At 60.7% G+C, this 12,871-nt stretch carries 14 protein-coding genes; all 14 read left to right on the top strand.

Going from position 1 to position 12,871, the window contains the following annotated elements; all coding sequences use genetic code 11:
* Positions 1 to 100: 100 nt before the first annotated feature.
* The 14 genes from rplS to dxr all read left to right on the top strand — a co-directional run bounded on the left by rplS (position 101) and on the right by dxr (position 12,851).
* Entirely contained in the window at positions 101 to 442 is a 342-nt protein-coding gene (gene rplS / locus ABHR75_RS02440; protein ID WP_006236098.1) for a 50S ribosomal protein L19, read from the top strand.
* A gap of 93 nt (positions 443 to 535) precedes the next feature.
* On the top strand, positions 536 to 1,324 hold the full coding sequence (rnhB, locus tag ABHR75_RS02435) for a ribonuclease HII (RefSeq protein ID WP_118205739.1): 789 nt from the start codon (positions 536 to 538) through the stop codon (positions 1,322 to 1,324).
* A 189-nt stretch (positions 1,325 to 1,513) separates the two neighbouring features.
* The gene (locus ABHR75_RS02430) at positions 1,514 to 1,999 is read left to right on the top strand and encodes a YraN family protein (RefSeq protein WP_217108153.1); all 486 of its coding nucleotides are present in this window, start codon (positions 1,514 to 1,516) and stop codon (positions 1,997 to 1,999) included.
* Positions 1,999 to 3,522: a YifB family Mg chelatase-like AAA ATPase gene (locus ABHR75_RS02425; protein ID WP_217108152.1), complete on the top strand. Its 1,524-nt coding sequence runs from the start codon at positions 1,999 to 2,001 to the stop codon at positions 3,520 to 3,522. Before ABHR75_RS02430 ends, ABHR75_RS02425 begins: the two co-directional genes overlap by 1 nt.
* Positions 3,519 to 4,454, top strand: coding sequence for a DNA-processing protein DprA (locus ABHR75_RS02420; RefSeq protein ID WP_346963530.1), 936 nt, complete (start codon positions 3,519 to 3,521; stop codon positions 4,452 to 4,454). The genes ABHR75_RS02425 and ABHR75_RS02420 overlap by 4 nt, the downstream gene beginning before the upstream one ends.
* 14 nt (positions 4,455 to 4,468) lie before the next feature.
* On the top strand, positions 4,469 to 5,806 hold the full coding sequence (trmFO, locus tag ABHR75_RS02415; RefSeq protein WP_346963529.1) for a methylenetetrahydrofolate--tRNA-(uracil(54)-C(5))-methyltransferase (FADH(2)-oxidizing) TrmFO: 1,338 nt from the start codon (positions 4,469 to 4,471) through the stop codon (positions 5,804 to 5,806).
* Entirely contained in the window at positions 5,803 to 6,723 is a 921-nt protein-coding gene (locus tag ABHR75_RS02410) for a tyrosine recombinase (RefSeq protein WP_346963542.1), read from the top strand. The genes trmFO and ABHR75_RS02410 overlap by 4 nt, the downstream gene beginning before the upstream one ends.
* A gap of 219 nt (positions 6,724 to 6,942) precedes the next feature.
* Positions 6,943 to 7,671 (top strand): 30S ribosomal protein S2, encoded by a 729-nt coding sequence (gene rpsB / locus ABHR75_RS02405; protein WP_006236109.1) that lies wholly within the window; start codon positions 6,943 to 6,945, stop codon positions 7,669 to 7,671.
* Between the two features lie 45 nt (positions 7,672 to 7,716).
* Complete coding sequence (gene tsf / locus ABHR75_RS02400) at positions 7,717 to 8,586, top strand: translation elongation factor Ts (RefSeq protein ID WP_022094736.1); 870 nt, start codon at positions 7,717 to 7,719, stop codon at positions 8,584 to 8,586.
* A gap of 118 nt (positions 8,587 to 8,704) precedes the next feature.
* Positions 8,705 to 9,427 carry a UMP kinase gene (gene pyrH / locus ABHR75_RS02395; RefSeq protein ID WP_040359955.1) on the top strand — a complete coding sequence of 241 codons (723 nt, stop codon included), beginning with the start codon at positions 8,705 to 8,707 and terminating at the stop codon, positions 9,425 to 9,427.
* A gap of 2 nt (positions 9,428 to 9,429) precedes the next feature.
* Positions 9,430 to 9,966: a ribosome recycling factor gene (frr, locus tag ABHR75_RS02390; RefSeq protein WP_089573404.1), complete on the top strand. Its 537-nt coding sequence runs from the start codon at positions 9,430 to 9,432 to the stop codon at positions 9,964 to 9,966.
* Position 9,967: 1 nt separating this feature from the next.
* Positions 9,968 to 10,762, top strand: coding sequence for an undecaprenyl pyrophosphate synthase (uppS, locus tag ABHR75_RS02385; RefSeq protein WP_055285137.1), 795 nt, complete (start codon positions 9,968 to 9,970; stop codon positions 10,760 to 10,762).
* Between the two features lie 2 nt (positions 10,763 to 10,764).
* Positions 10,765 to 11,664, top strand: coding sequence for a phosphatidate cytidylyltransferase (locus ABHR75_RS02380; RefSeq protein WP_346963528.1), 900 nt, complete (start codon positions 10,765 to 10,767; stop codon positions 11,662 to 11,664).
* Positions 11,664 to 12,851: a 1-deoxy-D-xylulose-5-phosphate reductoisomerase gene (gene dxr, locus ABHR75_RS02375; protein WP_346963527.1), complete on the top strand. Its 1,188-nt coding sequence runs from the start codon at positions 11,664 to 11,666 to the stop codon at positions 12,849 to 12,851. Before ABHR75_RS02380 ends, dxr begins: the two co-directional genes overlap by 1 nt.
* Positions 12,852 to 12,871 lie beyond the last annotated feature (20 nt).

Raw genomic sequence — 12,871 nt, 5'->3', positions numbered from 1 at the left:
TTCTTGCAGCAGAAACCCGCGCGTGTATACTCAAATACGTTTGTTCAACTACGTGCCGGCCAAGGTGGTACGGCACCTCTAGAAGAGTAAGGAATTGCACATGGATTACATCCGCGCAATCGAGCGTCAGCAGATCCGCGAGGACATTCCTCAGGTTCGCGTCGCCGACAACGTCAAGGTTCACTACCGCATTAAGGAAGGCGACCGCGAGCGCATCCAGGTCTTCCAGGGCGACGTCATCCGCATGGCCGGCGCCGGTGCCCGCGAGACCTTCACCGTCCGCAAGATGTCCTTCGGTGTCGGTGTTGAGCGTACCTTCCCGCTTCACAGCCCCAAGATCGCCAAGCTCGAGGTCGTTCGTCATGGTCGCGTCCGTCGCGCCAAGCTGTACTACCTCCGCGACAAGGTGGGCAAGGCTGCTCGCATCCCCGAGAAGCGCTAAGAAGATCGCAGCGTCTGTCCACTCGTTTGGACACAAGGGTCACCTTCGGGTGGCCCTTCTTTTTATCTGATTTGCATGCAAGGAGGGCCTGGTATGGCCAACATGACGAGCTCGGTTTCGGCATCGCAGGTTGCCGGTGAGTTGGCGAGCGCTACGTTTGAGGAGATTCCCGCCCTCGTGGAGCATTATCGCGAGGACCCGCGCCAGCAGGTGATCAAGGCTTGTGAACGCGCCCTCAAACGCCATGCCAAAGAGCTTGCCGAGCGCGAGCGCGTCAATGACATGTACGAGCTTATGCATGAGCTTGGCGGCGATGGGGTGGTCGTTGGTGTCGACGAGGTGGGTCGCGGATCGGTGGCCGGTCCTTTGACGGTGTGCGCCGTCTGTCTTCCTATGGAGCCGCACGTTTGGGGTATCAACGATTCCAAAAAGCTCACGCCGGCGCGCCGAGAGTTGCTCTCAGTGAAGATTGCCGAGGTGGCGACGGCGATCGGTTTTTGCCATATTGCGCCGAAGGATATCGATGAGATGGGCATGGCCCGCGCCATTCGCGCTGCCGTTGCGGGCGCCGTGGCCGATACGGGACTTGAACCCGACTGCGTCCTCATGGATGGCAACCCCTTGGGCGCCGTTCCCAACGAGCGCGACGTGGTGAAGGGCGATGCCAAAATCGCCTGCATCGCCGCGGCGTCCATCATGGCCAAGGTCACGCGTGACGAGATGATGGTCGAGTACGACGCCGAGTACCCCGAGTATCATCTAGCCGAGTCGAAGGGCTACGCAAGCCCCGAGCACATCGAGGCGATTCGCAAACATGGACTTTGTCCGCTGCACCGCGTGAGCTTTTGCGGAAACTTTCTGCAGACTGAGCGCCTTTTCTAGGTCAATTGTGGAGACAGGGACCCCTGGCGTTTTATAAACCTGCTGGTAGCGGGCCGTGTGCAACGTGATTGTTGCGTACGGCCCGTTTTTTGTTGGCATTTGGTCAGCTTTTGGTTTGCTTCCGGTACTTACCCGCATGAAAGGTGCCCTCATCATCGGGGCAATGCAGTGTGCGGGAAAGGAGACCCCATGAGTGCCGCAAGCAAAAAGAGCAAGACGCAGCGGCTCAAGGAGCGTTGGGAAAACGGCGAGCTCGACTGCGGGGCGATGACGCCCGAGTTTATCAAGGGACTCAGTCCCCGCGAGCTGGGCATGCTGGGCGAGCTGATCACCATCGACTACTTTAACGAGCGCGGCTACACCTTGCTGGAACAGGGTTATCGTTGCACCGAGGGCGAGGCCGATCTGGTGCTGCTTGATGAGCTCGACGATGTCGTGGTGATGGCCGAGGTCAAGACCAGACGCGTCGCCCTGGATTGCACTACGCGGGTCTTTCCCGAGGAAGCCGTGGACGCCCAAAAGCAACGCCGCTACCGCCGCATCGCAAGTTGCTATCTCATGGAGCATTATCCGCTCAAGGCGATTCGCTTCGATGCCGTGGGTGTCACCATTCGCGGCGGGCATATCGCCGAGATCGAGCATCAGTACAACGCGTTCGATTGGCAGGTGTCGTGATGGCGTTCGAGACGTTTGCCGTTCACGCGGCCTGCATCCGCGGCGTCGAGGCGATTCACGTCACGGTCGAGGTCTCGCTTGCCGGCGGCGTTCCGGGCATTCAGATGCTCGGCATCCCGAGTATGGAGGTGATGGAGTCGCGTGGTCGCATTCGCTGTGCGATGCGCTCCGCCGGGTTCGAGATCCCACGCTCGGGCATTACCGTTAACCTGGCACCTGGCGATATTCGTAAGACCGGTAGCGGCTTTGATCTTCCCATCGCCATCGCGGTATTGGCGGCCGATGGTCAGATTCCCCGCGACAACCTCGATCGTTGTCTTATCGCCGGTGAGCTTGGCTTGGACGGTACGGTGCTTCCCGTCAAGGGCGAGGTGGCGTTTCAGTTATTGGCGCGTGATTTGGGGCTGTCTTTTATCGCCGGCAGATCAGACCAGCATGTGCCACTCGCGGGCGTGGATTGCGGATTCATAGATCATTTGTCTCAGCTTGCCCATGGCATGGGCGATGCCGCGCGGCATTATCTGGATTCCGAGGGTGTGGAGGCTACTTTTGAGCCCGAACTCGACTATGCCGACGTGCTGGGGCAGGAGGTTGCCAAACGCGGCATGGCACTGGCGGCAGCGGGTGAGCTCGGTTTGCTTATGATCGGGTCCCCGGGATCGGGCAAGACGATGCTTGCGCGCCGTATGACTGGCATTCTGCCTGAGCTTTCCGTTGAGGATCAGCAGGAGGCACTGTGCATCCATTCGGTTTTGGGCGAGAACATTGATGGCTTGTTGGCGGGGCACCGGCCCTTCCGCAGTCCCCATCACAGTATTTCGACCGCAGGCCTTATCGGCGGCGGGCGCCCGGTGCACCCGGGTGAGATTAGCCTTGCTCATGGCGGCGTGCTCTTTTTGGACGAGCTTGCCGAGTTTCCCACGGGTGTGCTGCAGACGCTGCGTCAGCCCATCGAACGCGGCTATGTGAGGATCGTACGCGTCGACGGGGCCTTTACCTTCCCGTCGCGCTTTCAGCTGCTCGCTGCGAGCAATCCCTGCCCCTGCGGCTTTTTGGGCGACCGCGAGGTGCCGTGCCGCTGCTCGGCATCGATGGTCGAGCGCTATCGGGCAAAGCTGCGCGGTCCTTTGGCCGACCGTATCGACATGATGATCGATGTGACCCGTCCCGATCCCCAGGTGATTATCGAGGGCGCGGAGGGTATGTCGTCGGCCGAGTTACGTGACTACGTTGTGCGCGGTCGCGCTTTTCGCACCTGGCGCGAGTCTCGTATGGACGATGCGGATGCCGAGGCCGAGGATGACGAGACGCGGTCCATTGACGGCGTCGTTTCGACCTTTGAGCTCGATGATGCTGCCGAGAAATGCGTACTCGGTCTGTCCAAACGCACGCATCTCACAGGGCGTGGCATCGTGCGCCTGGTTCGCATTGCGCGCACGATCGCAGATGTCGCCGAGAGCGAGCAAGTGACGCAGGACCACGTGCTCGAGGCGGCGATGTACCAGGGAAGGAGGGACCAATGATGGCCGAGGGGACCTTCGAGCTGCATCCAGGTGACGCGTTGTATCCCGAGACCGTTTTGGAGCTTTCTGATGTACCTCAGACGCTCTATGTGCGCGGCAACCCCGAGGCGCTTTCGACGCCCGCGCTCTCCATCATCGGCGCGCGAAAGGCCTCGCCGTATGGTCTTGCCGTGGCAGAGCTTGCGGCAAAGGTGGCGGTCGAGGCGGGAGTGACGGTTGTTTCGGGCGGCGCGGTCGGTTGTGACCAGGCCTCGGGTTGGGCTGCGGTCAACGCCGGCGGCAAACACGTCGTGGTGCTGGGGACGGGCGCCGACGTGGTCTACCCGCGTTCGAGCGCGGGGCTTATTACTCGCACGCTCGATACGGGTGGCGCGGTCGTGTCGATCTCTCCGTGGGGCATGGGTCCGCGCAAGTTTGCCTTTCCGCGCCGGAATCGCGTGATCGCGGCCCTGTCGCAAGCCCTCTTTGTATCCGAGGCGGGTATGCCTTCCGGGACGTTTTCTACAGCCGAGGCTGCTATGGATTTGGGGCGCGAACTTCTTGCCGTGCCGGGGTCGATCCTATCGCCCGAGTCGCGTGGCACGAATTACCTCATTGCGAACGGTGCCTGCTGCATCATCGATGAGGAATCTATCGAGATGGCTATCTCACGTATCTACGGCACCCTGCGCTACTCGCGCCCTGATGCTCCCGGCATTGCCGACCTGGATCCAACACAGCAGACCGTGATGCATGCGCTCATCGCCTCTCCGCTCAAGGTCGACGACATCGCGGCGCTCGTCTCGCTTGATGCCGTCGGCGTACTCAAACTCTTGGGTTCGTTTGAACTCGAGGGCCTTATCGAGCGCATGATGGATGGAAGGTATGCGCCCTCCAAGTTTGCCCTTCACGCCCAGACGCCCTTCGGTCACAATGGAAAACGTGTCAATTAGAAAGGTGTTTGCAGATGCAGTTCGATCAGGTGACAGTTATCGGTGGCGGTCTGGCGGGTTCGGAGTGCGCGATCCAGCTGGCAGATCGCGGTTTTGCCGTAAAGCTGTGCGAGATGCGCCCCCAGGTGAGCTCCCCGGCTCACCATACCGATCACCTGGCAGAGCTCGTCTGCTCGAATTCGTTTAAGTCGACCCGTCCGGATTCCGCGGCTGGTTTGCTGAAGGCCGAGCTTGAGCGCATGGGTTCAGTCCTGCTCGATTGCGCCCATCGCGCTGCTGTTCCCGCCGGCGGTGCCCTGGCGGTCGACCGCGTCAAGTTTTCCGAGCTTGTCGAGGCCGAGGTTGCCGCTCGTCCCAATATCGAGGTCGTGCACGGCGAGGTCACGCAGATCCCCGAGGGCCACGTGGTCATTGCCGCGGGCCCGCTGTGTTCACCGGCGCTGAGCGAAGAGGTCATGAAGCTCGTCGGTGGCGACGCCCTTGCGTTCTTCGATGCCGCGGCGCCGATCGTCGATGCCTCCACGCTCGATATGGACGTGCTGTTTTCGCAGTCGCGCTACGAGGAGCAGGGGAGCGGCGACTATCTCAACGCTCCGCTCAACAAGGAGGAGTACGAGGCCTTTATCGAGGCGCTCACCACGGCCGACCGCGTGGTGCTCAAGGACTTTGAGGGCGGCGATCTGTTCCAGGCCTGCCAGCCTGCCGAGGAGGTTGCGCGCACCGGCAAGGACGCCATTCGCTTTGGCGCCATGAAGCCCGTCGGCCTCACCGACCCGCGTACCGGACGTCGCCCTTGGGCGGCGATTCAGCTGCGTGCCGAGAACAAGGAGAAGACCGCCTATAACCTGGTGGGCTTCCAGACCAACTTGACCTTTGGCGAGCAGAAGCGCGTCTTCCATATGGTGCCGGGCCTGGAGAACGCTGAGTTCTTCCGCTACGGTGTCATGCACCGCAACACCTTTGTTGATGCGCCGCATGTGCTTGATGGCACCTTTGCCGTTCCCGGCACGACCGTGCGCCTGGCCGGTCAGATCACCGGCACCGAGGGGTACATGGAAGCCGTGGCGACCGGTCTGCTCGCCGCGCTCAACACCTATGCCGAGGCTATCGGTGCCGCGGGCGTCGAGTTGCCCCGCGTGGGCGCCCTGGGTGCGCTCGTGGGCTATGCGACCGATCCTGCCACCGTGGGCTATCAGCCCATGCATGTCAACTTTGGCCTGGTGCCGCCACTCGAGGATGGTAAGCGCCGCAGCAAGCGCGACCGCTATCAGGCCTATGCGGACCGTGCGCTCGAGGCCCTCGATGCCTACTTGGCCACTCGCCCCGATCTGTTTGGAGGCGACCGGTCATAGCCTTTGACCTGTACGACACCGTCGACTCTTTTATCGCCTATATCGCACGCGTTGAGGGGCTTTCTCCCAACACGGTGACGGCCTATGGCTCGAGACTGGAGCGCTTTGCTGCCTGGTGCGAGCGCGAGGGCATCGACGCTCGCGCCGCCGACGTACGGACCGTTCGTTCCTATTTGGCCGAGCTGTCGCGTGGCCAGGTGGCGGCTCGGACCCTTGCGGCACACCTGTCTGCCATTCGCTCACTCTATCGGTGGATGGCTGTCGAGGGGATTGTCGAGGGCGATGCGGTCTCGGCGATCGCATCGCCCAAGCTGCCGCGTGACCTGCCGGGCGTCCTTACGACCCAGCAGGTCGAGGCGCTGCTCAAGACGCCTGATACCTCAACACCCGCGGGACTGCGCGATGCGGCGATGCTCGAGTTGCTCTATGCCTCGGGTGCCCGCATCTCAGAGCTTGCGGCGCTCAATGTGGAATCCATCTCATGGTCCGAGCGCACGCTGCGCCTGTGGGGCAAGGGGAGCAAAGAACGTATCGTCCCCCTGTATCGTCGTGCGCTCGATGTGACGCGTCTCTATATTGAAGAGGGGAGGCCGGAGTTGCTCGCTCGGGCAAAGCGCCGCGACCCCGCTACCGGGCCGCATCCGCTGCTTATATCGGCGCGCGGCAATCGCATGAGCGCCGCGATGCTCCGGCGGCGGTTCCATACGCTGGCGACGCTCGCCGGCATTCCGGCTGACATCGCCCCGCATGCGATGCGCCATACCTTTGCGACCGACTTGCTCGAGGGCGGTGCGGACCTGCGCTCGGTTCAAGAGCTGCTAGGTCATGCGAGCCTGTCCACGACGCAGATCTACACGCATCTCACACCCGATCGGCTTAAACGTGCCGTGGCTCAAGCCCATCCCCGCGGCGAATAGTGGCTGGGACGTCCCGCGCCGCACCGAGGTGTGTGGTTTTGATTGCGGGTTGGCAGGAAGAGGCATTCCTGCTATCATTCATCGGGTTGCTTCACGGCAACATGTTTTTATCACGCACGCGCGGCTACTTCATACCGTGGTGCCCGGGCTTTGGTAGCACATGTCCGGGTTGGTTTTGGAGGATGACCCCGCGCGGAGGCAAACCACAGGAGGTTTAACATGGCTACCAAGATTAATATCCGCACCCTGCTCGAGGCCGGCTGCCACTTCGGTCACCAGACCCGTCGCTGGAACCCCAAGATGAAGCCGTTCATCTTCGGTGAGCGCAACGGCATCTACATCCTCGACCTCAAGCAGACCATCCTCGACGCCGACCAGGCCTACACCTTCGTCAAGAACGTCGCCAAGGGTGGCAACGTGCTGTTCGTCGGCACCAAGAAGCAGGCTCAGGAGGCCGTCAAGAACGCTGCTGAGCGCGCCAACATGCCTTACATCAACCAACGTTGGCTCGGCGGTATGCTGACCAACTTCGTCACCATCCGCTCCCGCATCAACCGCATGGAGGAGCTCGAGGCTATGGTCGAGGACGGCCGCATGGCTGTTCTGCCCAAGAAGGAGCAGGCTGTTCTCGGCAAGGAGCTCACTAAGCTCCAGACCAACCTCGGTGGCGCCCGCGACATGAAGGGTCTGCCCCAGGCTCTCTTCGTCATCGACACCAAGCGCGAGGAGAACGCCATCAAGGAGGCCCAGCGCCTGAACATCCCCGTCGTCGCCCTGATCGACACCAACTCCGATCCCGACGAGGTCGAGTACGGCATCCCCTGCAACGATGACGCTATCTCCGCTGTCACCCTTATGTGCGAGCTCATGGCTGACGCCTGCCTCGCTGGCTCCGGCAAGGAGCAGGTCTCCGAGGCCGAGATGGCCGCTGAGCCCAAGGCCGAGTAAATCAGTCTTAGTTAATTCTTTTTCATCTCTTTGAAAGGAACCACAATGGCCCAGATTACCGCCGCTATGGTTAAGCAGCTCCGCGAGATGACCGACTCCCCGATGATGGAGTGCAAGAAGGCTCTCGTCGAGGCTGACGGCGACATGGACGCCGCTGTCGACGTTCTGCGTAAGAACGGCCTTGCCAAGGCTGCCAAGAAGGCTGGCCGTGAGACCAACGAGGGCGCTGTCGCCGCGTTCGTCTCCGAGGATGGCAAGACCGGCGCTCTGCTCGAGCTCTCCTGCGAGACCGACTTCGTTGGCTCCAACGCCAAGTTCACCGGCTTTGCTTCCAAGGTCGCTGAGGTTGTCGCTACCACCGAGCCTGCTGACGTCGACGCTCTGCTCGAGAAGCCGATGGGCGAGGAGACCGTTTCCTCCGAGCTCACCGAGATGATTCACATCATGGGCGAGAACATGAAGATCTCCCGCTTCGCTGCTCGCAAGGCTGAGAACGGCGCGCTCGCTTCTTACATCCACATGGGTGGTAAGATCGGCGTCCTCGTCGAGTTCGCCTTCGAGAAGGCCGAGACCGCTCAGGCTGAGTCCTTCAAGACCTTCGCTCACGACGTTGCCCTTCAGGTTGCCGCCGTCGCCCCGATCTGTGCTACCCGCGATCAGGTTCCGGCCGAGACCGTCGAGCACGAGAAGCAGATCTACATGGCTCAGGCTGCCGAGTCCGGTAAGCCCGAGGCTATCCAGGAGAAGATGGCTGTCGGCCGTCTGGAGAAGTTCTACAAGCAGTCCGTGCTCACCGAGCAGGAGTTCATCAAGGACAGCTCCCTCACCATCAAGAAGTACGCTGAGCAGGTCTCCAAGGAGCTCGGCGACACCATTACCGTCGTTGCCTTTGACCGTCTGGTTCGTGGCGAGTAAATAAGCTCTTGTAGCTGGTAATGAGCAGGCTGTGGGTTTTACTCACAGCCTGCTTTTTCATGGCTCTTCTTAGAGCCTTTGATAGAATGTTGAGAGTTCAATCTAAAGGAGGATCGCTTTGTCCGACATCCGATATAAACGCGTGCTTCTTAAGCTTTCTGGCGAAGCACTGATGGGCGACGGCCAGTATGGCATCGACCCCAAGGTTACCGACCATCTTGCCAAACAGGTCAAGGAGCTGCTCGCCGTTGGCCATGAGGTCGGCGTCGTTGTCGGCGGCGGCAATATTTTCCGCGGCATGGCCGGCGCTGCCGGTGGCATGGAGCGTGCTCAGGCCGACTACATGGGCATGCTGGCAACCGTTATGAACGCGCTCGCCCTGCAGGATGCCTTCGAGCACAACGATGTTCCCTGCCGCGTTATGAGCGCTATCCAGATGAACGAGATCTGCGAGCCCTATATTCGCCGTCGCGCCATCAACCACCTTTCCAAGGGCAACGTCGTTATCTTTGCCGCCGGTTCGGGCAATCCGTACTTTACGACCGACACCGCCGCGGCTCTTCGTGCGTGCGAGATCGGCGCCGAGATTCTGATTAAAGCCACCAAGGTTGACGGCATCTACGACAAGGATCCCGTCAAGTGCGCCGACGCCGTCCGTTTTGACAAGATTACCTATCACGAGGTGCTCGTCCGCGGTCTGCAGGTTATGGATTCCACGGCTACGGCACTGTGCCAGGACAACCGTATGCCGATTTTGGTCCTCAACATCGATGGCGAGGACACCGTCAAGCGCGCGCTCGCGGGTGAGCCCGTCGGCACGCTCGTCTATCAGGAGGATTAAGCATGGCAGAGAACATCACCGCCCATATGGACAAGTCGCTCGAGTCCCTCAAGCATAACTTCTCCAAGGTCCGTACCGGCCGCGCCAATGCCAACATTCTGTCCGACATCACCGTCGATTATTACGGTGTTCCCACGCCGGTCACGCAGATTGCCGCCGTCAAGACCCCCGAGGCCCACATGCTGCTCATCGAGCCGTGGGACAAGGCACTTATCAACGCTATCGTCAAGGCCATCGGCGCTTCCGATCTGGGTATTACCCCCAACTCCGATGGCACCGTCGTTCGTCTGCCGTTCCCGGCTCCCACCGAGGAGCGCCGTCGCGAGCTCGTCAAGGAGTGCCGCGAGTACGCCGAGCAGGCCAAGGTGTCTATCCGTAACATCCGTCGCGACTTCAACAACAAGCTCGAGCGCGATGAGGAGCTCACCGAGGACGATGTCCGTCGCGAGCAGGCCAAGGTCCAGAAGCACACTGATGAGTATGTCGCCAAGGTCGAGGAGCTTCTGAAGGAAAAAGAAGCCGAGGTCATGGAGATCTAAGGTGCAATACGACGAGCATAAACTGGTCGAGTACTTTGCCGACGCCCCTGCGGGCGTCGGTTTTTCAGACCTTGACCTCAATAACATTCCGCACCATATCTCATGCATCATGGACGGCAACGGTCGTTGGGCCACGTCGCGCGGTCTTGCACGCACTGAGGGCCACAAGGCGGGTATCGTCTCGCTGCGCGAGATCATTACCGCCTGCGTGCGCCTGGGCGTCGACGTGCTTTCGGCCTATGCGTTTTCTACCGAAAACTGGAACCGCCCGCAGCATGAGGTCAACGTCTTGATGCACCTGTTTGCCAAGACGTTCATCGACGAGTTGCCGCTTCTGAAGCGCGAAAACGTGCGCGTTGTCTTTTTGGGTGATATTTCCGCGCTGCCCAAGAAGACCCGCGACGTTTTTGAACGCGGTCTTGCTGAGTGCGCCGATCACACCGGTATGACGCTGGCGCTTGCCGTCAACTACGGCGCGCGTGCCGAGATTACTCGCGCTGTCCGTCAGATCGCACTCGACGTTGCCGCCGGTAAGATCGACCCTGCCGCAATTGATGACGACATGGTGGCTTCTCACCTCTATACTGCCGGTCTTCCCGATCCTGAGCTTGTGATTCGCACCTCTGGTGAGCTGCGCCTTTCGAACTATCTGCTGTGGCAGGTGGCTTATTCCGAGTTCTACGTCACCGATACCTATTGGCCCGATTTTGATCGTTGGGGCCTTGTCGACGCCATTTTGGCCTATCAGGGCCGTGACCGTAGGTTTGGTGGACTGAGCAAGACCGAGGAGGCTTAATCGTGTCCGATCGTCCCAAGGCATCTTCTCCCAAGACGCCTGCGCGCAAAGCTGCCACTTCGGGAGCGCCTGCAGCGAAGAGCGGCACCGGTTCGTGGCTGGCGGGCTTTATTACCCGTGCCGCCGCCGGTATCGTCTACGCCGTTGTCTTTATCTTGTGCTTGGTTTTGGGTATTGTGCCCACGGCCATCTTTGTTTCTGTCATGAGCGGTCTGTGCTGCTATGAATTTTTCCGTATGACGAGGCTCGATGGCAAGATGGCTAACGAGCGCATGGGTATCGCTGCCGCCGTACTCTTTCCGCTGTCGGCGTTGGGCGATTCGATGTTGCTGAATGCCCTGCTTTTTGCCCTGATGCTCGCTGTGGGCATTTGGTATGTCTGGTCGCCGCGTACCCGCATCTCTGATGTGGCCGTGACGCTCATGGGCCCCATCTACACTGGCTTTATGCTGTCGGCTATCGTGCTGCTGCGCGATGCCGTGCCCGGTTTTGCCGGCGCCCTGCTTTCGGTGGGCGTTTGTGCGTCCCTTTGGGTCTCCGATTCGTTTGCCTACATCGTGGGCAGCCGTATCGGTAAACACAAGATGGTCCCCAAGATCTCTCCCAAAAAGAGCTGGGAGGGGTTTGTCGGCGGCATTCTTGGCTCGGTTTTGATTTGGCTCATCCTGTGGGCGACGCACTTCTACAAGCTCAGCCTGCCCTATGCGCTGCTGTGCGGCGTGGTCGTGTCCGTCCTGGGCGTTATCGGCGACCTCATCGAGTCGCGCATCAAGCGCGGTGTGGGCGTCAAGGATTCCGGCAACCTTATCCCGGGCCATGGCGGCATGCTCGATCGTAGCGATTCGCTTATCTTTGGCTGCATTACCGCGCAGCTGCTTTTGATGATCGGAGGCGTGCTGTAATGTCCTTCCAGACGACGTATGGCCCCGATGGACGTCTCCGTGTTGCCATCCTGGGTTGTACGGGCTCTATCGGCACCCAGGCGCTCGATGTGTGCCGCCAGCATGCCGATCGCCTGCAGGTGACGGCGCTGTCCGTTAACTCCAGTACCTCCGAGCTCGTTGCCGCTGCCCGCGAGTTCTCGGTTCCGGCGGTTGCCGTGGCCGATGTCGCTCATGGCGATGACGCCGTGCTGCAGGAGTTGCCCGAGGGAACGAAGCTCGGCGTTGGCGCGCAGGCGGTTTGCGAGCTCGCGTGTCGCGACGATGTCGACTGCGTGCTCGTCGCTATTGTGGGCGCCGCCGGTCTCGAGGCGAGCCATGCGGCCTTGACCTCGAATAAGCGTCTTGCCCTTGCCAACAAGGAGTCCCTCGTCGTCGGTGGCGACTTGCTTATGCCGTTGGCACAACCGGGCCAGCTTATTCCAGTCGACTCTGAGCACTCCGCCATCTACCAGTGCTATCTGGGGGAGGACCCGCGCGAGGCTCATTGTATTTGGCTCACCTGCTCGGGCGGTCCGTTCTTTGGCCGCACGCGCGACGAGCTCAATCGCGTGACGCGTGCCGATGCCCTCGCACATCCCACGTGGGCCATGGGCGCCAAGATCACCATCGACTCCGCCACCCTCATGAACAAGGGCCTAGAGCGCATTGAGGCCATGCATCTGTTTAACTGCGACCTCGATTTCATTAACGTGGTCGTGCAGCGTCAGTCCAAGATTCACTCTATGGTCGAGTTTGCCGACGGCTCCGTGATGGCGCATCTCGGTGCTTCCGACATGCGTATTCCCATCCAGTTCGCGTTCTCGTATCCCGAGCGTTGGGATACCCCGGCGCCTCGTATCGATTTCCGCGAGCTGGGGCAGCTCACGTTTGATGCTGCCGACATGGATACCTTCCGCTGTCTGGCACTGGCCGAACGTGCCGGCAAGACGGGTGGCACCATGCCGTGCGTGCTCAATGCCGCCAACGAGGTCGCCGTCGATGCCTTCCTGCACGATGACTGCAGCTTTACCGATATCGATTGCATTGTGGAATCCTGCATGGATGCCCACGATATGCAGGCGGTCGATTCGTTTGAGCAGCTTCGCGACATCGATGCGTGGGCGCGTGAAAAAGCTGCGCAGGTGCTCGCCGCAACCCGTTCCTAACCCATAAGGATTGCTTTTTC

The organism is Collinsella aerofaciens (genome assembly GCF_039752955.1).
Taxonomy (GTDB): Bacteria; Actinomycetota; Coriobacteriia; order Coriobacteriales; family Coriobacteriaceae; genus Collinsella; species Collinsella aerofaciens_BI.
This window is presented reverse-complemented; position numbering and strand designations above follow the sequence as displayed.

Coding starts and splice junctions, on each gene's coding strand:
- rplS (WP_006236098.1), top strand. CDS start 101: ATGGATTACATCCGCGCAATCGAGCGTCAGCAGATCCGCGAGGACATT.
- rnhB (WP_118205739.1), top strand. CDS start 536: ATGGCCAACATGACGAGCTCGGTTTCGGCATCGCAGGTTGCCGGTGAG.
- ABHR75_RS02430 (WP_217108153.1), top strand. CDS start 1,514: ATGAGTGCCGCAAGCAAAAAGAGCAAGACGCAGCGGCTCAAGGAGCGT.
- tsf (WP_022094736.1), top strand. CDS start 7,717: ATGGCCCAGATTACCGCCGCTATGGTTAAGCAGCTCCGCGAGATGACC.
- ABHR75_RS02425 (WP_217108152.1), top strand. CDS start 1,999: ATGGCGTTCGAGACGTTTGCCGTTCACGCGGCCTGCATCCGCGGCGTC.
- frr (WP_089573404.1), top strand. CDS start 9,430: ATGGCAGAGAACATCACCGCCCATATGGACAAGTCGCTCGAGTCCCTC.
- trmFO (WP_346963529.1), top strand. CDS start 4,469: ATGCAGTTCGATCAGGTGACAGTTATCGGTGGCGGTCTGGCGGGTTCG.
- rpsB (WP_006236109.1), top strand. CDS start 6,943: ATGGCTACCAAGATTAATATCCGCACCCTGCTCGAGGCCGGCTGCCAC.
- ABHR75_RS02420 (WP_346963530.1), top strand. CDS start 3,519: ATGATGGCCGAGGGGACCTTCGAGCTGCATCCAGGTGACGCGTTGTAT.
- dxr (WP_346963527.1), top strand. CDS start 11,664: ATGTCCTTCCAGACGACGTATGGCCCCGATGGACGTCTCCGTGTTGCC.